This window comes from Pseudodesulfovibrio portus, from assembly GCF_026000375.1.
GTDB lineage: Bacteria > Desulfobacterota > Desulfovibrionia > Desulfovibrionales > Desulfovibrionaceae > Pseudodesulfovibrio > Pseudodesulfovibrio portus.
Window position 1 is genome coordinate 3,159,423 of the sequence record NZ_AP026708.1, and the last position, 26,730, is coordinate 3,186,152.

Here is a 26,730-nt window from a genome sequence, read left to right on the forward strand (position 1 = left end):
CCGGTTTTGTGGGCAACTTGTCGACATCCTTACTTATGAATGTTTTTTGCAACAAGCCAATATAGTTTGCAATTTCTTCAGGGGGAAACATGAAAAGGTTAGTTGTCTTGTTTTTTGTGGCTCTATTCGTCGTGGTTGCGAGCTACTCGGCTCAGGCGGCCACGTTTTCACTGGTCGACACTTGGGGGGGCAGTGTCTGGGACGCCAACAAAACCCAGGCGAATACCGATGACGATCTCATGTGTTGGGCTGCGGCCGTTTCCAACATGTTGACCTGGACGAATTGGAGTGCCCCCTACGCAAGCAACAACTCTGATGCGGTGTTCAGCTATTATCAATCGCAATTCACCGATGTCGGTGGCAATATGTACATAGGTGCGGATTGGTGGTTCGATGGGACGAACAACAAGCAGGGCGTGTCCGGCTGGTCCCAGGACGAGGACCCAAACGATGGCGGTGGTGGATTTTATCCCTCTCTCGACATCGATGCTTACTACTCTTTTTTCTCGATGAATTCATATGAGTCGGATGGCAAAACTTTGTACTACAATGATCCGAACATGGCCATGAACACCGTTGCCTCATACATGGGCAGCGGGATGTCTGTCGGCCTGGGGCTCGGTGGCTCCGGTTCCCATGCGGTGACTGCCTGGGGGTACAGCATGGATGACACCGGCCTGTTTTCAAAGCTGTTCATTTCCGACAGCGATGATGGCGAGACCGGGCTTATGGAATACACTCTGACGCTTTTAGCCAGTGGCTATTGGGAGTTGACCGGATACGGCAGTGAGGGTGATTCCTGGTACATCACGGAAGTCCATGGTTTGGCAGCGAATCCCACGCCTATCCCCGGTGCTATCTGGCTGCTGGGGTCGGGTCTACTCGGTTTAGCCGGTATTCGTAGACGATTTTTGGCCTAGTGTAGTTTGTGAGTCCTATGAGATTTATAAGCCTGCCGATTTGGCGGGCTTTTTTAATCAATCGGGAACTTTGAGTTAGTTTTTATCCGTTTTTGATTATGGGTTGCTATGGTGCCGGACAAAGGGTAACTAATCTGCATAGCTCCATATCCTCTAACCAGCGATAGCATATAATACATGACTCGTTTCATCCTCTACGCTCTGGCTTTGGTTTCCTGGGTAGCGATTTTCTGGGCCGACTTTCCCGTCCTGGTGCATTTTTGGAATGGTGAAGATTACTCCCATTGCTACCTGATTGTTCCGATCATCATCTATCTCGTCTGGAACAACCGCAGCCGCATAGCCGAGGCTTCGGGCGGGAGCGGGTTTTTTGGATACCTGCTGCTTTTAATTTCCATTCTATTCCTTTTCATAGGCCGCTTCGGCTCACTGCGCTATTTCGTCAACCTGTCCATGTGGTCGTCGTTTTGCGGCATGGCATTGGTGGCCCTTGGGCAACGGTCCTTCCGTGCCCTGTGGCTGCCCATGGTGATCGGTGTTTTTGCCATCCCGTTCCCCGCTTTCATCGACCGCTTGGCGAGCTTCCGGTTGCGGTTGATTTCATCCTATCTGTCCGAGCAGGTGCTGCGGTTGCTGAATATCCCGGTTTTTCGGGAGGGCAACGTCATCGATCTTGGTGTGATTCAACTTCAGGTAGTGGATGCATGTAGCGGCTTGCGTTACCTGTGGCCTTCCATACTCATGGCGTTGCTTGTGGGCTGGTTTTTCCTCAAGGCCCCATGGAAGCGGATTGTCCTGCTGCTTGCCTCCATACCGGTGACCATCTTTTCCAATGCCTTCCGCATCGCCCTGACCGGCATCCTGACCAAGTTCATCGACCCGGTTTTGGCCCAAGGGTTTTTCCATGATTTTTCCGGCTGGCTGGTCTATGTGCTTTCCTTAGGCATTTTGTGGGGCATCACCATGCTGCTGGCCTCGGAGCGGGACAAGAACTCCGGCGACGACGTCAAGCCGGTTGATGTTGCGCGATTCAACGCTGTTCTGCCGGGAGCATGGAACGGAGCCGTAGTGTTGGTCTTGTTGGCAACGTTGTGGGCCGGGCCGTTTTTCCTCAAGCAACAGCAGTACACTCCCCACCGCCACCGATTTACCGGGTTGCCTGTGCAGGTCGCGCAGTGGCAGGGCAAGTATTCGAAATTGTCCGAGCCTGTGCTCAAGAGCCTTGGTTTGGACGATTACATGAATGGACAGTTCTCCACTCCGGGTGAACGCGGTGATATCTGGGTCCTTGTTTCCTGGTATGCCCATCAGACGGTGGAGCATGCAGCTCATGCGCCCACTTCCTGTCTCCTTGGTGGCGGCTGGGATATGTTGTCCAAGCGCGTTCTTCCGCCCGTCAGCGGTGGGCGAGCATTCCCCGTCACTCAGATGGTGCTGGGAAAGGGCAGCCAGAAGCTGATTTCGAATTTCTGGCTGCTACAGCGCGGTCGTGTGGTGACAAGCGAATGGCGTAACAAGTGGTATCTCGTGCAGGACGCCCTGTTGCAGCAAAGAACCGATGGTGCCTTGGTCCGCATCGAAATGGCCGTGCCCCCGGGCAAGACCGTTGAGCAGACCCAGGAGACACTGAATGATTTTGCCGCGGCGTTACGACAGGAGTTGAGTGTCTATCTCCCCGAAGATTATTAGATCTGCTTGGTTTGCTTTATTCCCATTTGATTATGTTTCCCTATAAAATTGGGAAACTCAGCTCACCAGAGATCAAAAATGTTCCTAGGGTGTAAAGTCGGCTAGTCGTGGGCCGAAGAAATTCGGTGCCATCGTTCTAGGAGCGCGGCGATGAAGATCAGGATCAGACCGGCGAGAGCCCCGAGTAGAGTGTAGATCATTTTGAATTCCTCCTGAGGAGAATATAGCACATTCCCAGGCACGGCCGGAAATGGTATCTATGGTTGATGAAAATTATAGTTGTGGGCGATCTTCATGGAGATTTCGAATCGCTCAACTCATTGATTCACGATTAAAAGCCAAACATCCTCCTCCAGGTTGGCGACTTCGGCTATTGGCCAACAAGAGACGGTTGGCCGCCTACCGATCCGGCACTGGAGCTGCGCGACACGCTCGTTTATTGGTGTGAAGGAAATCACGAGGACCACGAGGCGCTGGCCCAATTTGTGAAACAAGACACCTGTCAAATCGCCCCTCAAGTTTGCTACCTTCCGGCCGGATCTGTGCTTATTTTGCCCGATCATCGCACGGTGATGTTTTACGGTGGCGCATACAAGAACGATACGCGCCGGCTAGAAGAGCTACCGGCCCTGGAAGAGCTGAACCGCAATCATGGAGGTCACGTTGATATTGTGGTGAGCCACACGGCCCCGGCCAGCTTCCAGATCCGCAAGGAGCCGCCGCAGGGTATGCCAGGGAACCGTGGCTGGCGAAATTTGCGGAGGAAACTCCTCAACTCCTGGACCGACTTCTTAATCTGGTAAAGCCAAAGCAATGGTTTTTTGGGCACTACCACATTCACCAGGTTGGCCAGGATCGTGGGGTGAAGTGGGCGGCTCTTGCTGCCTCAGGGGGAACGGATAGATGGTGGGTGGAACTGTGAATTCCGGCGGGGTGATAGGCGCATTGACCTGTCCTGTCGCCCTGTCGTAGTGTCACCCGTCCTGTCGCTCTGTCGCTCTATCGGGCGTTCTATCGCTGTCGCACTTTTGCCCTTTTCTGCTCAGTTCTGTTCGGTTCTGTTCCGGTGTGCCGGTGTTCCATCCGATGTGTCGGTATGTCGGTGAGTCGCTGAGCAGGGCCAAGGTGAACCAAAGCAAACAACCGGACAACCGCCCGGCGTATCTTCATCGTGTCACGGCTGACCCTCGCAGTATGCCCAGAAATCACGCCCAGGTCCCTCCAGGCGTTTTTTGGGTCTGAAAACATTATCGGGCTGCGGGGGGAGGTGCTGGAGGACTTAGGAGGGGAGCGGGGAAGTTTACATATCGTCCCAAGTGAGACCGGCAAGGGGAGTAACACGCTCAAGGGCCAGAACTAAACCATAGAAGATCGCCCAGGGGAAAAAGAAAGAGACCGCTTGCCGGCGGTCCCTTAGTGGGGTGAACGTGGTGATACACGTTCGAAGCTTTGTCCCAAAGCTCATTGAGAATTTCAAAATATCTCATTCGCCCTCCGTCGTCCAGAACGCAAAGAGGCTGCCGTTTGTGCGTCAGCCTCTTTGTTCCAACGTAGAGTGTTGGCAACACTTTTTTCTAGTATCCGAATAATTTCTACTATCGTGGGGAGAGCTGCTGGTCAATCCAGATGATCATTTTAAGATTATCACGTTAACCCACTGCCGCTCCATCAATTTTTTATCGATCAAAGGCCGAGACAAAAGAAAAGGGACCGCTGAACGCGGTCCATACATGAGAGGGGCTGGCCTTTCGTATTGTCTATTGGATTTTCGTCCGGCCGCTTGCGGCAGTTGGTTTGGACTTTTCTGCCAGACCTTCGTCCAAAAGGGACTCGAGGATGCCGTTCAAATGTTGCATATCCGGGACGAGTGATCGGATATAATTATCGGTCGTTGTCAGGCGCTGGTGGCCAAGCAACTTCTGGATGTCCACCGGGTTGGCTTTTCCCGAATCGATGACTCGTTGGCTCACATAGTGGCGTAGAGAATACATGTCGAAGTAGGGAACCCCTGCTTTGTCACAAAGACGCCGTGTCATCTCTCTGAGTTCTTTGGCCGAACGTTCGTACCTATCGCCGGTTGCAGGATCCGTGAACACCCACGGACTGTTTTTGCGGTCCTTCCAACGACGGTCCAATATCTCGCGCATTGTGGGCGTCATCAGGGCCGGGCGGGGGGTCATACCCCCGCCCTTGCGTTTTCTTGTCCATAGTCGAATCATTTTACGGTCAAAGAAGACGTCTTCCCATTTGAGTTTACGTATTTCGCCGGGTCTCGCGGCAGTCTGGAGGAGGAGTTGGAGAAAGTCAGCTTGAAATCTGTCAGCTGCCATAATCACCGAGACCACATCTTGCGTTGAAGGCACTTTCTTTACGTAGACCTCTTCAGGGTACTTCTCGATCTTGCTAAACGGGTTGCCGATGTTCTCACCCTGCTTGATGTTCCAGTTCCAACAGGCCTTCAGATTTCGCAGATACCTGTTGGCGGTCTTGTTGGTTTTGGCCTTTTGAATATGCGCTATAAAATTTCGCGCCAACTCAATTGTAACTTGCTCAACAAGTAGTTGCTCCGGGGGGTAAGATTTGGCGACATATTTCGCAAATTTTTTTATATGCCGTTTCTTTTCCTCAACCGTTTGCGGCTGCATCCTAGCCGCGCAGTCTTCTAAATACTTCCTAGTTATCGTTGAACACATCAAATCGGCGGTCTCCCTCCTCTCCATTTTTTTGAGTTGTTTTAAGGTTTCCACTTTCCACACCTCGCCTTCTATTTTTGTTTTTACAACGTGACTGTAAGTTCTTCCTCTGTGTTTGAATTGGACGCGGTACTTCCCTCCCTTTCCTGTGTATTTCCGGAATGCCATTGTTGTTTTCCTTTAAGTATTCGATCACTTCTATTATATCAAAGCGAGCTGATTTAAGATTTCTTCCATCAGTTACAAAATAGTGTGGATATATTCTCCATATTTTTTTAATGGTAGATTTCTTAAGACTAAGAATTGAAGATAATTTTTTGTAGTCTGCGCATTTAATTTTCATTTTAATAACTAAACTCCTTTGGTAAAAAGATTAAATTTTGTTTAATATTTGTATATAATGTTACTATGAACCACTATATACAAAAAACAGGCCTTTTGCTTCGAAGCTGTGTATCTTTATACGCCACTTAGCATTTTTTGCAAGCTTTTTTATCAATTATTGTCCGTAGTTGATAACGAACTACGGAGTTTCTCCACAGTTGATAACGAATATTGTAGTTCCCCCCAGGGTTGATAACGAATATTATTAAATTGTTAATTATTTTAAGCCTGTAATCGTTTCGTATTACTTTTAGTAAATATATTTGTTAATTTAAATGTAGTATAAAAATGGCGGATCTTTCTGTGTTGGTTGCGAACACGGAACCCTCCAGTGTTGATTGCGAACACAGAGAGGGTTTCTGGTGTTGGTTTCGAACACAGATTCGTCTCCAGAGTTCAGATCGAACTTTGGAAAGAGGTGGATTCAGTTGTTTGGACAGTTCGGTGGGAGGATTAATGTGGGATTTTGGAGATACGTTTTTGGGGGAGGCATATTGGTCCGACTGGTCCAAGCTGGCCCAACTGGTCCAAAATGGGCCAATTTGGACCAGTAGTTAATGTGCATAAATCAACCCTTGTTTTGAGGCCTTTTCAAAACGCGTTGTTGTATGACAAGACAAGGTCAAAAATTCTAGTCCGTATAAGATATGACAAGTGAAGGGTACTTCCACTTTCATATCTGTGGCCGTTTCTTTTTTGGCCTTAAAATCACCTTTTCACATGACAATGATTTTTCTTCACTTTGCCTCCAGTCTGTGTATGTCAGGGGGGCGCGATGTCCCAGGAGCGCCATCGGCTACGAGGGGCACATGGTCGGCTTTGAGGCCGGGCTGGATTATTGTCTGCCCCCCCCCATTTTATGGGGAATACAGGATTATCAAACTTGATTTCACGGGTTTCGATTCCGTGAAATACTACATCAAAGATTCAGGCATGGTTATCCTGGCATGATTGTATGAGGACTGGGGGGGGCTTGGCGGATTACAGACGCACTGAGCGTCAGTTGGGTGAAATGCGTCAGAATCGCCGCTGAGCGCTTTTGGTCCTTCGCCGCGCCCTTTCCCTGTCCTTTTTTAAGAAATCGCAGCAAGGGGGGCTGGGTGCAAAATTTTGGGTGTCTTGACTCCAAGTGCGCCGATGATTTTTTTGAGGCACTCGAATGTAATGATTTTCCTCCATATTGGAAGGAAATCTCACTCCCTTTTCCCGATGCAGGTATAGAGATTGGTGGTGGTTTTTTTACTCAAGGGCAATCGGCTTTGCCGTGTAGCGCTGTAGAGCCGTTTTCAGGCAGGCCTTTGTCTTGAGTGAAGGGGCTATGTTTGGGGTGGGTGCTTTGGCTGACGGGGTTGGTCGTGCTGGTGTCGAGGTCGTCAGGCCGTTTCTGTAGGATGGACGTGGTTGCGAGATGTCTTGTCCGTTTACGAGGCGTGCGCGGGGCGAGATCGATGCTCCATAAGTTTTAAGCGCAATGTAAACAGGCGGTTTAAAGTTTACGGTAGGTATGTCTTGACAATGTCGGACACGACCCCTTCACGTTTCAAGTCGGCTAGTACCGCCTCGATTTCGGGAAGCAAAGAGGAAACCCATGACTTTCGACTGACTGCAATTCTAAGCTCCCATTCAATAAACGCCTTGCTTGAATGGAGGAGTTTGTCCTGCAGTTCGGGGTGGCGTTTGATGAGTGAGTCAACAACCAGTTCATTGCCGGGGAAGATGTCAATTCTGTTTTCCAACAATTTGAGCATGTTGGAGTAGTCGCTGTTTGCCGTTTCTATCTGCATTGTTTGGAGAAAATCGTCGAACTCCGGACCATAGCTGTAACCGCGGGTGACACCAATCTTGTATTGTCGCAGGTCGTCAAGTGCTTGAAACTGAATGGCTCCTCTGTGGGCCGCTGACCATATTAATCCTCGCACTGTGATGATTGGTTCGGTGAAGTGTAGGAACTTCTGACGCTCCGGCGTTTTAATCAAAATGAGCGTGCAGTCCGCCTCTCCATTTTTCAGCATTGATAATGTTCTCTTCAACGGGAAGATAGCAACAGAACACTCTCGGTTCAGTCGAGAAAAAATTGCGTTGGCCAAATCTACGGCTATTCCCTCGGGGACTCCACTTTGTGTTTGGTAGAACGGGGGATAAAGAAATCCTGCCACTCGAATCTTGTCCGTTTCTTGCCCGCTGGCGGTTGACACGAAAAGAATAGGGATAAGTGCAATCAACAGGATCAAAGTGCCGAGCGTCCTGGCGCCCGGTAAGACTGGCCGCAAACATGCATTGTTTTTGATAAAGATTGGCATATGTTGATCGTATTTAATGATTGGCTAAGTTCTTTTTTTAAGGTGTACTGCTATTCTACCATAAATTCATATCTATTACATGCCCAAAATGATTCTTAATATCGGTGTGTTATGATAATGATTTCGTTGGTCTGCTGTGTTCAACACAACAGCAATGATTTGGACAAGGCTATCCGTTGGAATCGGGCTGGTAATCCTGCTATGAGAAGTTGATCAAGTAGTAGGGCAATCTGTGAAAAAGGAGAGGGAGTAGGTCTATAAGCAGACCTACTCCCTCTTTTGTTTTTTTGCGGAGCGCGCGTTAGCTTTTGAACCGTCTGCGCAGGCCCACCAAGCCGACCAGGCCGGAGCCGAGTAACCATGCTGCACCAGGGATCGGAGTCGGGGTCAGGGTGAGGCTGGCTTCCATGGTTGAAGCACCATCGGTTACACTGAGCCATTTGGCATCAGAGGAGATGGATGCGGGGCGATTGCCCCATGCCCCGGTTCCGTAATCGTATTCAACGCCATAATCGCCTGCAACAGACCAGTATTGATCGAGTTGTGAGGTGAGTTCCCATCCAGGGGTACCGTCCAGATCAACCTGGGCAATGAAGCCGATGGGGTTTCCGCTGGTAGGGAGAGTGCTAGAGCCCTCAGTCCCAGCCTTGCCGCTCGTGTCATAGTTTTTGATGGACCAGGTGAAGAGATAGGATTGGCTTGGGTCATATTCAAAGTTGAAAGACTTAACCTCACGCCAGTCATCTAAATTTCCAGTAATAGTGGCGGTTGGGATAATGCTTTTACCGTTAAGAGTGAGTTCGGTTAATTGGTTGTCTGTGGTGAATTGAATGGTCGCGGTCATGGCAAAGGCCATGGAAGATGAGAGTACAGCGGTGAGCAGGGTCAGAAGAAAAAGCTTTTTCATTGAGATATCCTTATGTTGCTAAAGGTCGAGTGATGGCTGCTGAGCAACATTTGGGCCTTTTTTATAATGTCTAGCAATAATAGTTTGTTGGCCGACGGTTGTGTTGGTAGGGATTTTCAGTGTTTTAAAATTCTGATTTTATTGGACGGCTGCCGACCATGGTGAATTGGCTGCTTGCGCCTCAAATCCTTCGTAGGCACCTTGGAAAAGCTTCGAATTTGTCATCGAATTTTTCGCACAACGATCCTTTCTCCTGGAAGGTTGTCGTAACACTTTCAGCTTGCATAGTCCAAAAAACTAATCTATATATTAGTCAAAGCGATTTAAAATAATATTTATATTAGTATTGAGGTCCGTATGGGAAATGCTTCGCTTGCAAGTAAGGCTTTGTCTCCCGACGCAACAGAAGCGCTAAAGTCGCTGGGCGCGAATATTAAGGAAGCGCGCGTGCGCCGTGGGATGACGCAGGTCGAACTGGCCATGCGGGCATCGACCAGCCACGCTACACTGATTCGACTGGAACGCGGCGAGCCGTCGGTGGGCATCGGCATCCTGGTTCAGGTGCTGGATGTACTTGGGTTAGCTGAAGGGCTAGGCCAGGTGGCCGATCCGGACATGGACAAAGTGGGGAAGTCCCTCCAGCAGTTGAAAAGCCCGAAGCGGGTTCGTGCGAAGAAGCGTGATGATCTCGACTTCTAGTGTCGTGTCCATCAAATCTTTATACCAAAAATCGGACGCGGTACAATGGCACCCGGCAGGGGGGCGCGCCGATGAAAGCGGCGGAGCGAGCTGAAAACCGTATTTTTCAGCGAAGTGATTTTAAGCAGAATGCAGGTAAAGGTGTTTCGCGGAAGGTACAATAGGAGAACCCTATGCCCACGGACAAGACTTACGTCTATCTCTACCTAGACGGTGCATTTGTGCCCGCCGGATTGTTGGTCATGCACCAGGACGGTCGGGAGGTGGTTTCCACATTCGCTTATGGCCGTCGCTACCTTGAACGAAGGGATGCAGCTGCCGTTGATCCGCTCCAGTTACCGCTGGGGCAGGCCGAATATCATGCTGTAGGCGTATTTCGGGCATTCCAAGATGTCAGCCCGGACGGCTGGGGCCGCCATCTGCTGGATAGGGCTGCAGAACGGGACGGGGTCGTTCCCTCGGAATTCGATTATCTCACCGTCCTGAACCAGGAGGACCGCATAGGAGCACTCGCCTTTGGGCCGGACCTGAGCGGCCCAAGCCCAGCTAAGCCCACCTGGCGGCCCGAGGAAATCCCCGGAGACCGCATCGATTTGGCCACCATGCTCCGGGACGTGGATGCGGTCCTCAACCATGAGTCTTTGCCCGCCGACCAGCGGCGCTTCCTGATTCGCGGTTCGTCCGTGGGCGGCGCGCAACCAAAGGCGGCCGTGGTGTACGAGGGAAGGCCCTGGATCGCCAAATTCTCGCGGGAACTGGAACAGTGGCCGACCTGCCGTATTGAGTTGGCGGCTATGCGGCTGGCTGCGAAGTGCGGCATTCGGGTTCCCGAGTGCCGCGTGGTTGACGTTGGCGGACGGGATGTCTTCTTGACCGCCAGGTTCGACAGAGAAGGTAGCCTGCTCATGCGCCGCCACTTTCTTTCGGCCATGACGCTCACCGGGGCGGACAGCCTGACCGACGGGACTTACGGCGACATCGCCTTGGCCATTCGTCGGTTCGGGGTGGCAGCCCACCTCAAGGCCGATCTTGAGGAGTTGTTCCGCCGCATGGTCTTCAACATCCTGTGCAACAACTGGGATGATCACCTCAAAAATCATGGATTCCTTTACGATACCACAAGCGGTAAGTGGCGACTATCGCCCGCCTACGATATCGTGCCGCAACCCCAGCGCGAGGGTGATGAAGCGAGCCGTTTGACATTGGGTGTCGGTAAGCTCGGTCGAGTCGCCACCCTTGAAAATGCACTGTCGAGATGTGCTGATTTTGATCTCGACTTGCCCAAGGCACGGGAAATAATCCACGGTATGGCTACACTGGTCCGTGAAAATTGGCGGGAAGAAAACAGGCAGGCAGGTATACCAGAAGTAAAATTGCGGCTGATTGAAGAGGCATACAAGAGCTCCTTGAACAAGGAGAAAAACATATGAGTTGCAAACGTCAAGATGACATGGACATTCTTCGCCTCATCGAGGACGCTGCTGGGAGCATTTTCAAACATGAAGATATTGGCATGTCCCGCCCGTAGCTGTGTAGAGATATCCGGGAGTACGTCACTTCGGACTCCTTTTTGTCGAAATGACCGGCATTATGTAGCTGTTGTACATTGACCGTGTAGAAACCATCCCCCAGACATGGCTATGCTTCCCGAAATAAGGAGGCACCCCATGTCCATGTCACACGTTGTATCCGGCTTGGTGAAAAAGAAGTCAGCACTTCTCGGTGAAGCCGACCACATCAAGACTCAGCTCAAGGCATTGAACAAGCAAAGCGGAACCACTTCTCTGGGTAAAGGATTGGAACCACCTCTGAGAGGGATGCGCCTTCCCCCGTTTGAGTTAGGTCAACGTTTTCTCTAGGACATTCTCCCTATTTTGGATTTGTTGTGGGAGAATTTCTCATTTTCCCTATCAAACCATTGGAGAATACCTTGGGCTAATAGCTTTTTGGTGTCTGGTATGCTAGTTGATTTCGTAATTTTGAATTGTGTGAATAGTCGCTTTGGGAGAAAGTACGGGGCGAATCCTAGATTAAGCGCTGCCGATGTTTTATTATGCTTTTTTCATGGCTTGGCAGTTTTCACGCAGTTTATGGCGAAGTGTGGAAATGTGAATGGGAAATAAGTAGAGTCCAGTATGGAGAGGACGCATGAAGTTTAGATTGTTCTTGTGTTTGTTGATTGGCGCGTTTGGGGTGTTTGGGTCTGCGATGGCAGGCAATTTAGAAACATGGGAAGGAACCTCCAGGGGCGAAGGTTATACGGGAAATATAGTTTGGGAGATGACTCCAATTGATATTGACGCTGAACGATATGAATTGTCTGGCACTCTGAAAGCTAAATTCAATCATCGTGACCATGGCAAAGGCCAAGTTAATATCCGACTCAAAGGTGAAGTCCGTGACGGCATGCTTCAGGCTTCGGGTAATGGCCGGGGGCGAATTATGGCACGAAGCTTTAAGCTGCGGGTGAGCCTTCAGGGGACAATGGACGGTGAAACCGGAAATGGAACCCTGGTCAGTAACGATGACTTCAAATTGATCCACGGAACGTGGGAAGTCTCTAAGACGCAATAGGCTGATTGATGAAGAAATTTGTGCTTCATGCTGTCTGTCTTAGTGTATTGCTGCTGGCCACGAATGCCATGGCCTCGACGTATACCATTTCCAAGGGCCAGAAGCTTTACTTCCAGAGTGATTATGTTGGTGCCCTGCAGGAATTCAGAGCAGCTTACGAAGAACATAAAGACAATCCGATGATAAATTATTTCATTGGGTTGTGTTTTGAGCGTCTGAGGCAGGATCAGGAAGCCATCGAGGCGTTTGGCCACGCAATAGCCTTGAAGCCGGATTACAAGCTGGCGAAACTCCATCTGGCCAGAGTGTATTATTCATTGGGGGCAATGGGGGAGTGTGCCGAGCAGGTCAATTCGCTTATTATACTTGGCTATCGGTTCAAAACGCAGGACACGGCCATGCTTGAAGACGTCATGGAAGGGGCCAGCACCCCGTCTCATGTCCCGCAATCCCAGATACGGCTTGAAAAGCAGTTGGGCACAGTCCAGCCGAGGCCTGTTGTTGAACCCAAGGAACCTGAGCCGGTCATCCCTGTCATACCGGATGAGAGGCGGATCGCGCTCGTTGTGGGGAATTCTCATTACGGATTTGCGCCTTTGGACAATCCGGTCAATGACGCGAATGATGTCTCTGCGAAACTGCGGCAGCTGAATTTTGAAGTCCAACTCGTGACCGATGCTGACCGCAAGGAAATGGTCAAGGCCATCAATCGATTCGGCGACGCGTTGCGTACTGCTGATGTGGGCCTTTTTTATTATGCGGGCCATGGTATACAGGTGAAGGGTGTCAATTACCTTGTCCCAGTAGACGCGAAGATGGCGTCTGAAGGCGATGTCGAATTTGAAACGGTTCATTTGGGCAGGGTGCTTGCCAAGATGGAGGAGTCTCAGAGCCTGAATATCGCGATCCTGGATGCATGCAGGGATAATCCCTTTGCGCGGGGTTACAGAAGTGTGAGCAGAGGGCTTGCAAGGGTTGATGCTCCCATGGGGTCGATTGTCGCTTATGCCACTGCTCCCGGAGCGGTGGCTGCCGACGGAGACGGGAGAAACGGCGTCTACACCAAGTTTTTGTTGAAGAATCTCTCGGTTCCGGGGCTTCGCATAGAGGAAGTGCTCAAGCGCGTCAGGATCGATGTCCTGCAGGCGACCGGGAACAAGCAGGTTCCATGGGAATCAACCTCCCTAGTTGGGAACTTTATGTTTGTTGGGACCAAGGCTGAAAGCGTACAGTAACGCTTGCTGATATCGTATGTGATTGGAATAACTTTGGAGGACGAACTGATGAAAAAGATCATGTTGTTGCTTATCGTGGCTGCTTTTACCGTGTGGGCTGCTGGTGCATATGCCGGGCAGGCGAATACGGGCGACATCACCATTGAGTCTGATGTTGAAGATGTAGAAAACACTGCCAGCGGCATCAATTCCAAGGCGGAAACGAATATTCATTCCGTCAATGTCAAAGAAGGCAAGACCGGCGACATCGTCATCAAGGGCAAGGCCGAGGACATCGAAAACACTGCCAGCGGCTTTAATTCCAAGGCAGAAACGAACGTCGGCAGTGTGAAAGTCGGGGACTAATATGCATGTTAGTAAGGCGATGCTGTTCGCTTGTGGAGTGGCCATGTTGCTGATGGTCGCTCCACTCGTTTCTTTCGCTGGAGATATGGATGACAAGATTCCCATGGGGGATGGAATCCATTATGATAATGATTTGAAAAAGATGCATAATACCAGCTTCTCCAAAGTAAAAGCTCGTGCCGCAGCCAAGAAGTCCGGCAATGTCAATGAGTCATCCGGGGGAGATATCAACATTAACAGTGTTGTCATCGGCGACGATGCCCGTGTTGGTGACATTATCATCGCGCCCGAAGGCGATGTGGAAGACGTCAACCAAATCAATCAGTAATCAATCCTTCGTCGAAGGGGGTTGTTTCAGGTGTGCCAATGATGAATAAGTTCCCGATTGCCCTCTCCTGCCTGATTTTATTGTTGCTGTGTGCGTGCGTCAGCAAGACGATCGATTATAATCTTCCGAAAGAAGCTCCGACTGTTAAGAAGACGGATTATTCAGATGCATTGCGCAAGCTCGGCAGAATGACACGGGTATTCAATTCCCCGAAGATCAAAATCCAGACCGTTGGCGTGGTCGATGACACCGGAGCAGCCCAGGCCACTGGCGGCGAGATCCCGTACGATATCACGGAGATGATCAAAAGTGCGGTGAATTCCATTGGTGGAAGCGTCGTTTTCATTCCCTATGACCCCCACTATCTTTCCAACATGTACAAGCTGAAGTACACGACGCTTCAGAACAAGGTAAAACCCGACATCCTTATTTCAGGGGGCATAACCGAGTTTGATCGCTCGCTGGTGGCAACCGGAGATTCCTATGATTTCGGCGGCGAGTTCGGCATGGGCTCCAATGCGCCGTCCGGAGATCTTAATTTTCAAGATCGGAATTCTATATCCAGTGTTACGCTGGACCTGAACCTGGTCGACATCGAAAGCATGGCCATGGTTCCTAGGATGCAGGCTGTCAATTCCGTGCGTGTTTACAAAGGAGCGCGTGATACGGAAATTGGATTTTCGATTCTTGGAGTGACTTTCGGGGTGAAAGGTAGCGTCAAGAAGATTCAGGGACGCCATGCAGCCGTCAGGACACTCGTGGAATTGAGCATCCTGGAGGTCGTGGGCAAATATCTCGGTCTTCCTTACTGGAAGTGTCTGGATGCGGGTTCGGCCAAGCCTGACCCGGTGGTCCTGGAAACCATCAAGGATCGATACTATTTTGCTTCCAAGCAAGAAAAGATCAGCATGGTCCAGAATCTGCTGCGTATATACGGGTATCCGGTCAGGCAGAATGGTGTGTTGGACAAGACAACCGTATCCGCGCTTAAGGACTGCAAGGCGAAGTATACCATTTCCGGGAACAAGCTTGATGAAAAGTTTTACGAGCAGCTGTTCATCAATGCACCGGCGATAACGGGACGGGCAGCGGGACCGGCGGCCGTAGAGATCAAGTCCGGCAAGAACACGGAGCAGTCTTCTGCTGCATCCCGACCAGAGCGACCGGCCACAACGGTGGCGACAAGCACTGTTGAAGTTCAGAAACATGTCCAGGCGTCTTCCGGTACGGGCAAGAAGCTCAAGGTGGATGTGTGGACGGACAAGCGCGAATACACCGAAGGCGACAATATTGTTATCAATATTAAAGGGAACACTGATTTCTTCGCCAAGGTCGTGTACGAAACCGCAAGCGGTGATCTCGTTCAGTTGCTCCCCAACATGTACAGGCAGGTTTCCTATTTCAAAGGAGGCCGGGTGTATTCCATACCGGATACCGGTGACAAGTTTGAAATGGAAATCGCTCCTCCGTTCGGGAATGAGAAGATCATTGTATACGCCAGTCAGCAACCGCTTGGCGGCGTGAAGCTGAAAGGCACCGAAAGCGGAATGGGGGTGTTCAAAGGTCAAAAACAGGAGCTTGATGCCCGTGTGCGTGGGATCAAGGTCGGCAGTAAGACTGGCTCCAACACAGCGACCACAGTTGTCGAATCGTCATGGAGCATCAATACGGTTAGGTGATTCCCCTAATTGCGGCGAGTGCGGCGGGTCAATTCAAGAACATGAGGTTGTCATGAGGATGGTGTCCGTGAAAGTTTCCCGTGTGGCTGGCGTGTCGTTTGCCGTTGCATTTCTGTTGCTGACGTCGACGCTTTGTCTTGCCCAGTCTGGGGGCGACGTTGTCGGCGCATTCCTCCAGGCCGCCGGACAGAAAGAGTCTCGCGGTGATTTTGACGGGGCGTTGGTCTTGTATGAGAAAGCCCGCGCCTTCAAGCCTGCTGATCCACAGGTGCTGAACGGCCTTGGTCGTACCTATCTTGCCAAGAGGAACTACGAAAAAGCGCTCAGCTTCTTCAGAGAGTCAGTTGCAAAGAACAAGGACAACGTTGCCGGGTATTGCAACTTGGCGCAGTTGTTCGAGGCAACGCAGCGGTATGATGACGCAATGTCCTTTTATAAGGCCGCTCTCGCTATCGCGCCTCACGACCCCAGAGTACTCAATCGCGTGGGGCTGCTGTGCATCAAACGCAATCGCCCTCACGAGGCCATGGATTTCTTCAATCTCGCGATAAAGAGCGATCCCAAAGCCTACTACGTATACATGAATAGAGCCAGGCTCCTGATAGGGATGCGATCTTTCAAGGGGGCTATCGTCAATCTCGACTATCTAATTACTCAGGGCCGCAGGAGTGCCGATGTTTATTTCTCGTTGGGCGTTTGTTTCAACGGACTTGGCAAGCCTGAGATGGCGCTCAAGTTGTTGGCGGAAGCCGAAAAATTGGGCAGACCGAGCCATGTGATCTGGGGCGAAATGGGGCGGGCTTATTTGCAATTGCCCGATCCGGAAGGCGCGCGCAACGCAAAGAGAATGTATATACGTGCTCTGCAAGAAAAGCGGCTGGCCACGTATCATGCAAATCTGGGATCGGCGTTGTTGCGGCTCGATGAAAATGGCCAGGCCACTCGACAATTCGAGAAGGCCCTGCAGCTTGATTCGGCGAACGGCATGAATGTCAATAACTTGGCCACGGCCTATTTCAAGAGCGGTGAAAAAGAGAGGGCGTTGGCGATCCTTGACCAGGGTTTGAGGGCGTCGCCGTCCCTGATGACCATGCATTACAACAAGGCAATGATTCTTAAGGAAATGGGGCGGGCCCAGGAAGCTGCAGCGATATTTGTCGACTTGGCGAAGCAGCGGAACTCAAAAAGCATCGCAGAGCTGGCAGAGCTCCAGCTGCAAAAGGCGGAATAGGAGGGGGGAGCAATGAGTATGTCCTATCGGTTGTTCTTCGCTCTGCTGGTTAGTTTGTTGTTTGTACTTCCGGCACAAGCGGGCCTGGATGAAGATATTCACGACTACACCCAGCAGTTTATCCGGCAGGATCCTGCCATGGATGACCTCGAATTCAGCGTTGGCACCGATGATGCGAATATGTGGGGCCAGGCCGGGATAACCTATGCAGGAATGGGGGCATATGACTTTGACATGCCTTTTGTGACCCATTCCCCCTATGGCGAGCACTACTTTGAATCTCCGTTCGGCGATAGCAAGACGGTACAAGGCATGCGGACTGACTGGGCGTTGAGCTTCGACACCTTTAAAGCCGGGGGAGAGGTTGAGTTTGGTGCCGAGCTGATGGGAGTTGAGGGCGAGTTGGAATTAAAGGGGGCTGAGCGAGTCGGTTTTGTTGAGGCAGAAAGCCGTCAGACGGTAGGCTTCACTGAGGATGGACAGTTCGTCGTCGCAACCGAGGTGGGGGCCGGTGCCGGCCTCATTGCCCTCGAAGGCCAGGCGGTGTCCTCGTTGAATTTGGGAGATCTTATCGAGATCGAGTTGCTTGCCAAGAAGGGAACCGGGCTACTTGAGGATTCTGTCGGAGGGTCTTTGTATTTTGAAGGCGGAAGGGACAAGACGGCCTTGGCTATCGGATATTCACTGCCGGTCAAGATACTTGGCGATCTTGCCGCCGGAGGCTCTGCCGCTACCGGAGTGGGGGCCCCCTTGGCGCCGGTCGTGAAATTCGCTGTGGATACTCTAGGAAGCGGGACGTACGGCATTTCCATAGACACATCCGGCTTGAACGCAGCCATCGACACCAAATATACGGCATTGATCGATACCTTGGATCCCCATGGGGACAGGAATCTTGATCCGATTCTCCAACAAGTTTTCAAAACAGCCCCGGTGGGTGTGGCCACTCCCCAGCACCTTGGCAACATGGGAGGGCAGGGCATCAACACCGGAGATATCCTCATTGATTCCACTGCGGAGGACATCAGCACAAAAGCGGACAGTTTCAATGCAGAAGCCGAAACCAACGTTCATAGCGTGATCGGCAATGGTGGCGGCTCGACCGACGATATAATAATCGAAGGCGAAACCGAAGATATCACCAACATGTCGGACTCGGCAGGCGAGAGCGAAGTCAATGTAGGCTCCGTGAAACTTGGCGATGAGTCTGATGATTAACGAGGGTGATGAGTATTCTGTGCCGATAGTGGAACCGGTTTTCGTGGAGTCTTGATTGGGGACGGTCGGAAAGTCGTACTTTCCGAGTTTTTTGAATAACGGAGGCAGAGATGCGAGTGAGGATGGTAGGTGTTTTGTTTTTTTTTCTGGCACTGGGAATTGGAAGTGCTTTTGGGGATGATCAGGGCGTATTTCTTGATAAAGAGCCGACAAAGGAGGATCTGGTCAAGGCCCTTTCCGTCAGTCCCGCAATCAAGACGCGAGGTATCAAAATCGGATCATCCAAGACGCCCGTTTCTACTCCTCCCAAGGTGTTGTTGAACATTCAGTTCAAGTATGACTCCGCTGAACTTACGGACAAAGCCGTTGCGACTTTGACGACCGTTGGGCAGGCCATATCCGAATCATCGCTGCGGCATTTCACCTTCAGAATCGTGGGGCATACCGATGCAGCCGGGCCAGCCGGATATAATTTGAACCTGTCGCTGAAGCGTGCGCAGGCTGTCCGGAATTTCCTTGCATCGGAATTCGACCTGAGTGACAACATGTTCGAGGTCGACGGGATGGGCGAGAGAAAACTCCTGAGACCGGCAGCCCCACTCGATTCACGCAATAGAAGGGTTGAGATCGCTAACATTGGCCCTTAGGCAGAGGCAGTAAACAGGCCCAAGCGGGATGGACTCTCCGCTTAGGCCTGTTTGATTCGTCCAGAGAAAGCTGAATGTTAATTCTTGGTTATTTCAATGGCTTCGGATGCCTTGATGATGAATCTTTCAGCCCGTTCCGGGTAAAGACCATAGAAACCTTCAATGTCGTTGACGGTGCCGCACTCCGAGGGGGACAGGGAGCTGTTATCGAGATAAATTGCCAGCAACATCTTGTCGTTGAATTCAATGGCGTTGACCAACCCCAAGGCACATCCTCCCTGGCTTCTGTCAATGTAAGGGAAGTTTCGGATGTCCAAGCCTGTGGTTTGGATTTTCAAGGCTTTGACCAGATTCGGGTCCTGTGCCTGGGTGTACATGGATGTCTCCATGAACTGCTGGGTATCAGTTACGCCAACCAAGATATAATCTTTACCTTTCTCGTAAACGAATGCTTTCATTCGGATGCCGTTTATGGGTCTATCGATTTTGCCCAGAAAACGAGCTCCCTTGGTAATGGTAGTCAGTTCCTGCTGCATTTCGTTGTCTTTCAGGACCACCTTGTTGCCGTATTGCGAAGTGGAGTAGCGGGATACACAGGCGGTCAAAAGAAATAATAATGTAATGGTGCATGTAATCTTCAAAGCGCGGATCATTCATCTCTCCTTGGTGTAAAAGTTGGTATGGCAATTTCTAGCTGTTCTCCACTAATTCAAAATGGTAGTTTTTGACAATGAAAAAAAAATGGTATTGGAATAAAATTATTGTCTTTCTTTTGCTGTGTACGTTCTTTCAACCCAATCTGGCCATTGGTTTGGATGTGGCGGCCCTTTATAACGGGAAGTCATCAGTAAAGTTGATCACCCGACTGAATACTCCCATGCATAACGGGATGCTGACCGGAGGCGGAGCGAGTGATAATTTGCGATATTTTGTGTCAACATCCGCAGACCGGACCTGCAAAGCGTGGGAGGTGAGCACGGGCAAGCTCTTAGCAACTTTCAGGGTGGAGATGGATTCTGAGGTACTCGGCACGCTCATCAACCCTGCAATAACGAACGATGGTGATCTTGTTGCCGCCCCGCATTTGTCTCCTGTCAACGGGAAGCAATTCGTCTATCTGTTTTCAGTCGAAACAGGCAGGATGATTGGCTCTGTCAGTTTGCCTTTTTTCATGTCTGGAACATCATTCCCAATGCCTTTCTGTGCATTTTCGCCCGATGGGGAAGTGCTTGCTTTTGCTACCTCCCGTACAATGGCTTTAATAGATATGAAGACGCTCAAAGTTATGAAGCGGGTGCTTCTTCCTGGCTTGATCGAGGGGGTGCATTATGCAGAAAATGGAAACCTGTTGGCGCACCATAATAAAGGGTTCGTCGTCTTGGATAAAGATCTTAACGAGTTGTTTTCCTCCCATGACAAGTTGGATCTTAGAAGGGCCTGTTTTTCCCCCGATGGAAGCAAGGTCGCGTGGGTCGGCGGGCGAGAAGACAGCCTCCTGCATCTTGTCGAAGTCAACAACGGCAGGTTGAAGGATTTGCATATTCCCAGTGGGTTGCATCGAAAACGCTTGTCGTGGGGGCAGGAAGACACATTGCCGACAATCTATGCTTTGAAGTATGACGTCATACAGATTCTTCAAGGTCAGAAGCAGTATACCATAGATCGGCTTAATACAAATGACCATGCGCTGGAGGCCGCGTATTGCCTGGAGGGTGACAACCACCTGGTCGTCACCCCGAATGGTTTCTCCCTCATCCATGAGAAGTCGTCGGCTGTTTACGAAAGAACGGTACCTGCGCTTACTTTGTATACAGAGGATTACAAGAAGAATGTGCTGTTTGCCGTTAAAAACGATGGGTCCGTTTTTTTCCTTGAGGACGTCAATGGGCAAGGCCTCATTGTTGACATGGTCAGTGACACTGTTGCTGTGGCGAAAACAGCGCCTTCCGGATTCCAGAAACCAATTCGAGTTCTGAACTCCTCCACTGTTGAAATCCCCGGGGGGCAAAGCCGTAATCCTGTGATTAACGGAAAGCGTGTGCGGTTCCCCCTCAATAACCCAGCTACATGTTATACTATTATGCCCAATGGCGATGTCGCCTTTGGATCTTTCTTTTTTCTTGCCGGCTATTCATCTGATGGGACGATCAAGTGGGTAGATATAACGTTTGCCCCAACCTTGGCAGTGGTTCCTATTGATGAGGGCAGGCGGATAGTTTCCCTTTCGGCTGATGGCACTGTCCGTTGGCATGACGGAACAAACGGGGAAACGCTGTTGGCGAGTTATGTCCACCCTGACCTTAAGCGGAGGGTGACGTGGACTCCGGAAGGTTTTTTTGATCATTCTGCAGGGGGAGAATCTCTCGTCGGGTTCCACCATAACCAAGGGGCAGGGCGACAGGCTCGATTTTACAGCATAGAACGGTTTTACGAGAACCTGTATCGTCCTGACCTGGTCCGGGCTCGGTTGTTGGGCAAGAGTGAAGACGGGATTATCAAGGCCCGTAAAGAGGTTGGAGAGATATTGGACATGCTTGAAAAGGGGCTTCCTCCGGAGGTCAGTGCGAGTTGTGTTGTTCGGGATGGCGTCTTGAACGTAGATGTGTCGATAGAGGACGGAGGGAGTGGAGTTGGGCCGGTTTCCTATTTTTTGAACGGGGTCAAGGTGGCTGAAGACGCACCTCCGGCAGTTTCGCCTGTCAAAGGCAAACGATACGCATTGACGAAACAACTGGTCACAGCCCCGGGAGAGAACGTGATTGAAGTACGAAGTGAGTCGCCTTTGAGTCACATTGAGTCGAACACGGCCCGGGTGGTCCTGACCAATACTTTTGCTGCCGAGCGAAAGAAGACGCTCTATGTGTTGGCTGTCGGTATTGATAAATACGCGGCAAAAGAGTTCGTGTTGAACAATGCCGTAAATGACGTTCGGTATTTCTCAAGTACAATAAGTGAAATCGCACATAAAAGATTTGCCGATGTCATCGTAGAAACCGTAGAGAATTCACAGGCGACTACAGCGAATGTTTTGAAGGCCATCAGTTCTGTCGGCGGAAGGACCTCGCCGGATGATTGTTTTGTCCTTTATCTGAGTGGTCACGGGTTAACAGTTGATAACACATATTATTTTCTGCCGAGTGAGCTGCAGGGATTCACTAAGGAGTCTGTTGCCCTGAATGCCATTTCGCAACAGGCACTCAACAAAGCCTTGTTGTCGGTTGCTGCGCAGGAAAGCCTGATAATCTTGGACACCTGTCAGTCCGGCTCATTCGCCTTTTCTAGCCCTCTTGGACTGGATATGAAGGCAGCAACAGGACGTTTGAACAGGGCGACAGGGCGAGCGGTTTTAACAGCAGCAACTGCTTCTGGTGATGCGTTGGAAGGATTCAAGGGGCATGGGTTGTTTACATACGTCCTTGTCGATGGCCTTCAGGGGAAAGCGGATGCCGCATTTGAGGACGAGTCCGTAAGTCTTGTGGAGTTGGGCGATTACATCTTGAACAATGTTCCGACTCTCAGTTCTGAAGTATGGGGAGTGACCCAAAGGCCCATTTTCTACCACAAGGGGAATGACTTTACGTTGACAAGTACGGAAAGATAGCTGTTGCGGCGACGCTGATTCCATTTTAATCGGTGGCCCGTATTTCGGGGGAAAGTGCACCTTCATGCTTTATTCTGGACAGTTAGGATATCTTCATTGGTCTGTATCGGTCTGATTTTGAGAATAGGGGGGGCAACCTCTGAAGAAATGCTCACATTTGGGACTTTCCCCTATTGATGTTTGTATGGATTCGTGGTGCAAGATTTTTGATTGAACAAGATCATATTCACGACAACTTTTGCCTTGGACAAAAAATGAAACGCACCGTCTCAACCACATTGTTCTGTTTATTTCTTCTCGCATCATTCGCCATCCCGGCACAGGCCGCTCAATTCACATATGACTTTCTTTTCAATGGCGATGGCAGTTGGTCCACCCTCAATAGTTCCGGAAGAGACGTATACACCGATGTGGCTGTGACTTTTGGCTTTGATACTGCCACCTCTATTGGGTCCGATCCGACCAGCAAAGGTGATTCTTTTGTTTTTAACCTGGCAGACATCACGCTCAAAATGAACGGCAGGTCATGGACTGAACTCGCCCCATTTAGAATCGCGACGGAAGTGTTCGTTTACATGACCGATGGTGTGCTAGAAAAAATGTGGCTTTCCTTCGCTAATAACTTTGGAAGCCCTTTTAGGGGGTATGAGCAGGAGGCCTATTTATATGCAGAATTATTCGATGTCGGGTCGTTCCGCGTATCCGGAGACTTTCGGGATGAGGAGTGGGCGAATTGGGAATCGACCAAAAGCGATGAAGCCCGCATCAGTGGAATCCTGACCACGGCTCCCACACCCATTCCCGGCGCTATTTGGCTGCTCGGTTCCGGGTTGGTAGGCCTTGTCGGCCTTCGTCGCAGGATGAAAAAGTAACAACCGACTGTTTGAAAAAATGAAGACCGGTAGCTTATGGCTATCGGTCTTTTTTTGCGGAGGTATGCTCATTTGATGAACGAGGCGTTGAGGCGTGGCGCTGATGTGGCCGGAGAGGTCTTCGAAGGGGAGTAGGTCAGCCAGAGACTGAAGACGAATACAGTTGGATAGTCTCCTTCCTTAATGAGACGCCGTGCAGCGGAAAGGATTTGCAGGGTGTCGTATTTCCAGGCCGCGAGATTCTGGCGATGATTGATCGGGCGGGATAGACCGCTATGCTCCCAGGATTCGTTTCTCAAGCAGCGACAATATGTCCCTGCGCCCGTCGGCAACACAGAAGACGTGCACAGTTTCGCTCTCGATCTCGTAGATAATCCTGTAGGGCTTGTAATAGATCTCACGGATGTTCTTGATGCCCAACGCACTGAGCTCCTTTACGGGAGCACCACGGTTCGGCAGGTTCGCGAGACTGAATATCGTGTGCTCCAGGTTGTCGAGTACGTGAATGGCTGCATCCCGTGAATCTTGTTCACGGATGTGTTGGATGATCTCTTCAATATCCCTGACGGCGAAGGGAGCCAGGATAACTTTCATGAGTTACAGGCCATCACGCATGCGGTTTAAAGCAGCGGAAGCCTCTTCGCCCTTTCCCTCGGCAATAGCAGATTTTCCCAAAGCTATAAGCTTGAGTAAGGCAAGTGTCTCCTGCGTCCTTTCAAACTCTTTTACGCTTTGGAGTACTGCCTTGGCCTCGCCGTTTTGAGTGATGACGTAACGTTGCTGTTCCGCAATGTCACTCAACATTTTCGAGGCGTTGGCTTTCAAGTAGCTGATGGGTTTTATCTGATCTGAAAGGTGCATGATGTCCTCCTCTTTTGTGCTCAGACCAAATATAGACTGAATATGGTCTGGGTTCAAGAGGTTTTCGAATGCCTTTTCAGCGACTCCAGCATGTCCAACGCCATGGCGAGTTCTTTTTTCGACCGCTCGGAGAGAATGATTTTGGCTATCAAGAGGGAGGGAGATTCCTTGGTTTGCACGTCAAGCGACTCGTCTGGGGCAACGTGCAACCCGTTGGCGGGGCCATATACGGATGAACCTGTTTTCAGCGGACAACTGTTCGTCTTTTGCAATGCAAGCGCCGAGACATGAAGAAAGGCTGACGCGGGCAATACCGTGGTCACCTTTGGCGAGAACACTATTATTCTCAAGGATACCACCTGAGCAAGGACGACCTCTGGGACCAGGTGGAAACCTGGTTTTCGTGAACCGGCTTTCGTTTTCAAATCATGATGCGGGACTGCTTAAGTTTTCAGGTAGTCCCGCCCGAGTTTGGAGCCCTGGGCGTAAATGGCTGCGGACATGCCGGGAAAGGCGGAAAGAGTAGGGACCGCTGCACGATTGATCGGGGAGGTCTCCCGAAATCCGTCATGGTTTTCTGGTTCATACCCCGGATTATGGTTGCTGAACGGAGCCTGGGGGTGCAAACTGCACAAGGGCCGCTCCCGTTGGGGGGCGGGTGCTATTATCCGACAAACGGGGGAGAGAATGCCCAGCTTCGATGACATCGTGAATGAGCTTCAGGACAAGATCAATGAGGAAACCATCGAGGCCTATGGTCAGGCCGGGTTCGAGCGTTGGCGCAATCCGCCGCACCGGGGAAAACCGGCCAAAGCCAATTACGAAGGCGCGTCCACCGGGAAGTGTGGCGACACCATCCGGATATTTCTGCACATAGAAGACGACAGGGTGCGTGACGCAGGGTTCGCCACCGACGGCTGCGGCTCCAGCATGATCAGCGGCTCCATGGCTGCGGAGCTGGCCGTGGACAAGCCCTGCGAAGCGCTTGCCGCCATCTCCGGGGAGACCGTCCTTGAAGGGTTGGGCGGGCCGGACTGCCTTCCCGTTGACGACCACCACTGCGCCTGGCTGGCGGCCAACGCCTTGCACGAGGCCGTGGGGGATTACTACAAACAGACCGCAGGCCGTGCGAAGGAAGGCTGAGGATCAAGAATTCGGAACGTTGGTGCGTCATCTTCGGGTGGCCGTACATTCGCAGGAATATTCGCCGGGCAGAACTGGCAAAGGAGTTGTCATGAGCAATCCGGTCAAAATAGGCATTGTCATCTGCGATCGCTACCGGACATGCGCCGGGGGAAAATGTTTGCGGTCAATGCGGGAGCGCGCCGGCGCGTTTTCCATTTATGCGGACAAGGAAATCGAGCTAGTGGGCTATGCCACCTGCAACGGTTGTCCGGGCGGCAACGTGGAATATCTGGGCGACGAGATGGTCAAGAATGGCGTGGACGTCATTCACCTGGCCACGGGGTTGATCGTGGGATACCCGCCGTGCCCGTACATCGGGACGTTCAAATCGTTTCTGGAGAGCCGGTATGGCGTCGAGGTTGTTGTGGGCACCCACCCCATTCCGGAAAAATATCTGGACATGCACACGAAGCTCGGCACCTGGGAGGACCCGGAATGGCAGCCCGTGCTCGAAGCCGCGATGTCGGATGAGCCGATTCGCAAGGCATACGATTAGTCGGCTGAGGGTGAGATGCCGGAACTCCATTACTGCTGTCGAGATCGGCAGCGGTTTGTCGGGATAGACAGGAGGAATTCGTGAAAATCGCCGTTCCGAGCAACCGGCCCGGACTGGACGGACAGGTGTCCAACCGGCTCGGCTCCGCCGCGTACCTGGTGATCGTGGATTCCGGCGACATGTCCTTCGAGCGCCTGGACTGTCCCTCGGGCGCGTCCGGGCCGGGGGCCGGCGTCGCGGTGTTGTCCCTGGCCGTGGAGTCCGGGGCCGGGGCGGTGCTGGTGGGACATGTTGCCCCGCACATTGCCGCGGCGCTGGAAAAGCAGGGCGTCGTGGTGGCCACGGGTGTGTCCGGCAGCGTGGCAGATGCCGTTGCGGATTATCTTGCGGCTGCGGAGGAAACCGGGGCTTCCGGTGGCTCAGGCACGGCGGAAGCTACGCCTGCCGATCCCTCCGGCCGGTGGGGCGAGGCCGCCAAAAAGGGTTTGCGGCAATTTTACGCCATGCTGCCGCGCCTGATCGGCGTCATTCTGCTGCTGGGCCTGTTGCAGGGATTCGTGAGCCGGGAAACTCTGTTTTCGCTGTTTGCGGGCGTGCCTTTCCTGGACGCCCTGTGGGGCGGGGTGTTGGGCAGCGTGATGGTCGGCAATCCCGTCAACAGCTACGTCATCGGCGAAAGTCTGCTCAAGGCGGGCGTGAGCCTGGCCGGGATTCTGGCCTTGATGATGGCTTGGGTTACCGTGGGGCTGATCCAGCTGCCGGTGGAAGCCGAGGCGCTCGGCAAGCGTTTCGCCGTGGTCCGCAATCTGGCCGGATTCGTCATGGCCGTGTTGCTTTCCTTTGCCGTTGGACTGTGGTTGTGAGGT

At 51.5% G+C, this 26,730-nt stretch carries 26 protein-coding genes; 19 read left to right on the forward strand and 7 right to left on the reverse strand.

The window, feature by feature from the left end; genetic code table 11:
* Positions 1 to 89: 89 nt before the first annotated feature.
* From OO730_RS15155 to OO730_RS15165, 3 genes are all read left to right on the forward strand, one after another.
* The gene (locus tag OO730_RS15155; RefSeq protein WP_264982323.1) at positions 90 to 920 is read left to right on the forward strand and encodes a hypothetical protein; all 831 of its coding nucleotides are present in this window, start codon (positions 90 to 92) and stop codon (positions 918 to 920) included.
* A gap of 177 nt (positions 921 to 1,097) precedes the next feature.
* Complete coding sequence (gene xrtD, locus OO730_RS15160; protein WP_264982324.1) at positions 1,098 to 2,609, forward strand: VPLPA-CTERM-specific exosortase XrtD; 1,512 nt, start codon at positions 1,098 to 1,100, stop codon at positions 2,607 to 2,609.
* Between the two features lie 485 nt (positions 2,610 to 3,094).
* Positions 3,095 to 3,412 carry a hypothetical protein gene (locus OO730_RS15165; RefSeq protein ID WP_264982325.1) on the forward strand — a complete coding sequence of 106 codons (318 nt, stop codon included), beginning with the start codon at positions 3,095 to 3,097 and terminating at the stop codon, positions 3,410 to 3,412.
* A 954-nt stretch (positions 3,413 to 4,366) separates the two neighbouring features.
* On the opposite strand, the gene OO730_RS15170 is transcribed toward OO730_RS15165, so the two are convergent.
* From OO730_RS15170 to OO730_RS15180, 3 genes are all read right to left on the reverse strand, one after another.
* Positions 4,367 to 5,470, reverse strand: coding sequence for a tyrosine-type recombinase/integrase (locus OO730_RS15170; RefSeq protein WP_264982326.1), 1,104 nt, complete (start codon positions 5,468 to 5,470; stop codon positions 4,367 to 4,369).
* Positions 5,471 to 7,179: 1,709 nt separating this feature from the next.
* Positions 7,180 to 7,986 (reverse strand): substrate-binding periplasmic protein, encoded by an 807-nt coding sequence (locus OO730_RS15175; protein ID WP_264982327.1) that lies wholly within the window; start codon positions 7,984 to 7,986, stop codon positions 7,180 to 7,182.
* A 301-nt stretch (positions 7,987 to 8,287) separates the two neighbouring features.
* Positions 8,288 to 8,893, reverse strand: coding sequence for a VPLPA-CTERM sorting domain-containing protein (locus tag OO730_RS15180; RefSeq protein ID WP_264982328.1), 606 nt, complete (start codon positions 8,891 to 8,893; stop codon positions 8,288 to 8,290).
* Positions 8,894 to 9,250: 357 nt separating this feature from the next.
* Here OO730_RS15180 and OO730_RS15185 point away from each other — a divergent pair, with 357 nt between their 5' ends.
* The 11 genes from OO730_RS15185 to OO730_RS15235 all read left to right on the forward strand — a co-directional run bounded on the left by OO730_RS15185 (position 9,251) and on the right by OO730_RS15235 (position 18,849).
* Positions 9,251 to 9,592 (forward strand): helix-turn-helix domain-containing protein, encoded by a 342-nt coding sequence (locus tag OO730_RS15185; RefSeq protein ID WP_264982329.1) that lies wholly within the window; start codon positions 9,251 to 9,253, stop codon positions 9,590 to 9,592.
* A gap of 173 nt (positions 9,593 to 9,765) precedes the next feature.
* Complete coding sequence (locus OO730_RS15190; RefSeq protein ID WP_264982330.1) at positions 9,766 to 11,022, forward strand: type II toxin-antitoxin system HipA family toxin; 1,257 nt, start codon at positions 9,766 to 9,768, stop codon at positions 11,020 to 11,022.
* Positions 11,023 to 11,259: 237 nt separating this feature from the next.
* Complete coding sequence (locus tag OO730_RS15195) at positions 11,260 to 11,451, forward strand: hypothetical protein (protein WP_264982331.1); 192 nt, start codon at positions 11,260 to 11,262, stop codon at positions 11,449 to 11,451.
* Between the two features lie 289 nt (positions 11,452 to 11,740).
* Entirely contained in the window at positions 11,741 to 12,166 is a 426-nt protein-coding gene (locus OO730_RS15200) for a hypothetical protein (RefSeq protein ID WP_264982332.1), read from the forward strand.
* An 8-nt stretch (positions 12,167 to 12,174) separates the two neighbouring features.
* Positions 12,175 to 13,401, forward strand: coding sequence for a caspase family protein (locus tag OO730_RS15205; protein WP_264982333.1), 1,227 nt, complete (start codon positions 12,175 to 12,177; stop codon positions 13,399 to 13,401).
* 48 nt (positions 13,402 to 13,449) lie between these two features.
* The gene (locus OO730_RS15210) at positions 13,450 to 13,746 is read left to right on the forward strand and encodes a hypothetical protein (protein ID WP_264982334.1); all 297 of its coding nucleotides are present in this window, start codon (positions 13,450 to 13,452) and stop codon (positions 13,744 to 13,746) included.
* Positions 13,747 to 13,789: 43 nt separating this feature from the next.
* Positions 13,790 to 14,074, forward strand: a complete 285-nt coding sequence (locus OO730_RS15215; protein ID WP_264982335.1) for a hypothetical protein — start codon at positions 13,790 to 13,792, stop codon at positions 14,072 to 14,074.
* Positions 14,075 to 14,112: 38 nt separating this feature from the next.
* Positions 14,113 to 15,753 carry a DUF4384 domain-containing protein gene (locus OO730_RS15220; RefSeq protein ID WP_264982336.1) on the forward strand — a complete coding sequence of 547 codons (1,641 nt, stop codon included), beginning with the start codon at positions 14,113 to 14,115 and terminating at the stop codon, positions 15,751 to 15,753.
* Between the two features lie 67 nt (positions 15,754 to 15,820).
* On the forward strand, positions 15,821 to 16,984 hold the full coding sequence (locus OO730_RS15225; RefSeq protein ID WP_264982337.1) for a tetratricopeptide repeat protein: 1,164 nt from the start codon (positions 15,821 to 15,823) through the stop codon (positions 16,982 to 16,984).
* 12 nt (positions 16,985 to 16,996) lie between these two features.
* Positions 16,997 to 18,202 (forward strand): hypothetical protein, encoded by a 1,206-nt coding sequence (locus tag OO730_RS15230; RefSeq protein WP_264982338.1) that lies wholly within the window; start codon positions 16,997 to 16,999, stop codon positions 18,200 to 18,202.
* A 122-nt stretch (positions 18,203 to 18,324) separates the two neighbouring features.
* Positions 18,325 to 18,849, forward strand: coding sequence for an OmpA family protein (locus tag OO730_RS15235; protein ID WP_264982339.1), 525 nt, complete (start codon positions 18,325 to 18,327; stop codon positions 18,847 to 18,849).
* Positions 18,850 to 18,926: 77 nt separating this feature from the next.
* Here OO730_RS15235 and OO730_RS15240 read toward each other — a convergent pair whose 3' ends face one another.
* Entirely contained in the window at positions 18,927 to 19,502 is a 576-nt protein-coding gene (locus tag OO730_RS15240) for a hypothetical protein (RefSeq protein ID WP_264982340.1), read from the reverse strand.
* Positions 19,503 to 19,579: 77 nt separating this feature from the next.
* Here OO730_RS15240 and OO730_RS15245 point away from each other — a divergent pair, with 77 nt between their 5' ends.
* Positions 19,580 to 22,450: a caspase family protein gene (locus OO730_RS15245; protein WP_264982341.1), complete on the forward strand. Its 2,871-nt coding sequence runs from the start codon at positions 19,580 to 19,582 to the stop codon at positions 22,448 to 22,450.
* A 254-nt stretch (positions 22,451 to 22,704) separates the two neighbouring features.
* Positions 22,705 to 23,322, forward strand: a complete 618-nt coding sequence (locus OO730_RS15250; protein ID WP_264982342.1) for a VPLPA-CTERM sorting domain-containing protein — start codon at positions 22,705 to 22,707, stop codon at positions 23,320 to 23,322.
* Between the two features lie 273 nt (positions 23,323 to 23,595).
* Here OO730_RS15250 and OO730_RS15255 read toward each other — a convergent pair whose 3' ends face one another.
* From OO730_RS15255 to OO730_RS15265, 3 genes are read right to left on the reverse strand one after another with little or no spacing between them, the layout of a single operon-like run.
* Entirely contained in the window at positions 23,596 to 23,916 is a 321-nt protein-coding gene (locus tag OO730_RS15255; RefSeq protein ID WP_264982343.1) for a type II toxin-antitoxin system RelE/ParE family toxin, read from the reverse strand.
* Between the two features lie 3 nt (positions 23,917 to 23,919).
* A complete protein-coding gene (locus OO730_RS15260; RefSeq protein ID WP_264982344.1) occupies positions 23,920 to 24,183 on the reverse strand; it encodes a type II toxin-antitoxin system Phd/YefM family antitoxin in 264 nt (87 codons plus the stop codon).
* A 53-nt stretch (positions 24,184 to 24,236) separates the two neighbouring features.
* Positions 24,237 to 24,533 carry a hypothetical protein gene (locus OO730_RS15265; RefSeq protein WP_264982345.1) on the reverse strand — a complete coding sequence of 99 codons (297 nt, stop codon included), beginning with the start codon at positions 24,531 to 24,533 and terminating at the stop codon, positions 24,237 to 24,239.
* Positions 24,534 to 24,870: 337 nt separating this feature from the next.
* Here OO730_RS15265 and OO730_RS15270 point away from each other — a divergent pair, with 337 nt between their 5' ends.
* The 3 genes from OO730_RS15270 to OO730_RS15280 all read left to right on the forward strand — a co-directional run bounded on the left by OO730_RS15270 (position 24,871) and on the right by OO730_RS15280 (position 26,727).
* Complete coding sequence (locus OO730_RS15270; RefSeq protein WP_264982346.1) at positions 24,871 to 25,326, forward strand: iron-sulfur cluster assembly scaffold protein; 456 nt, start codon at positions 24,871 to 24,873, stop codon at positions 25,324 to 25,326.
* Positions 25,327 to 25,417: 91 nt separating this feature from the next.
* A complete protein-coding gene (locus tag OO730_RS15275) occupies positions 25,418 to 25,864 on the forward strand; it encodes a CGGC domain-containing protein (RefSeq protein WP_264982347.1) in 447 nt (148 codons plus the stop codon).
* 80 nt (positions 25,865 to 25,944) lie between these two features.
* The gene (locus OO730_RS15280; protein WP_264982348.1) at positions 25,945 to 26,727 is read left to right on the forward strand and encodes a NifB/NifX family molybdenum-iron cluster-binding protein; all 783 of its coding nucleotides are present in this window, start codon (positions 25,945 to 25,947) and stop codon (positions 26,725 to 26,727) included.
* The last annotated feature ends 3 nt before the right edge of the window (positions 26,728 to 26,730 follow it).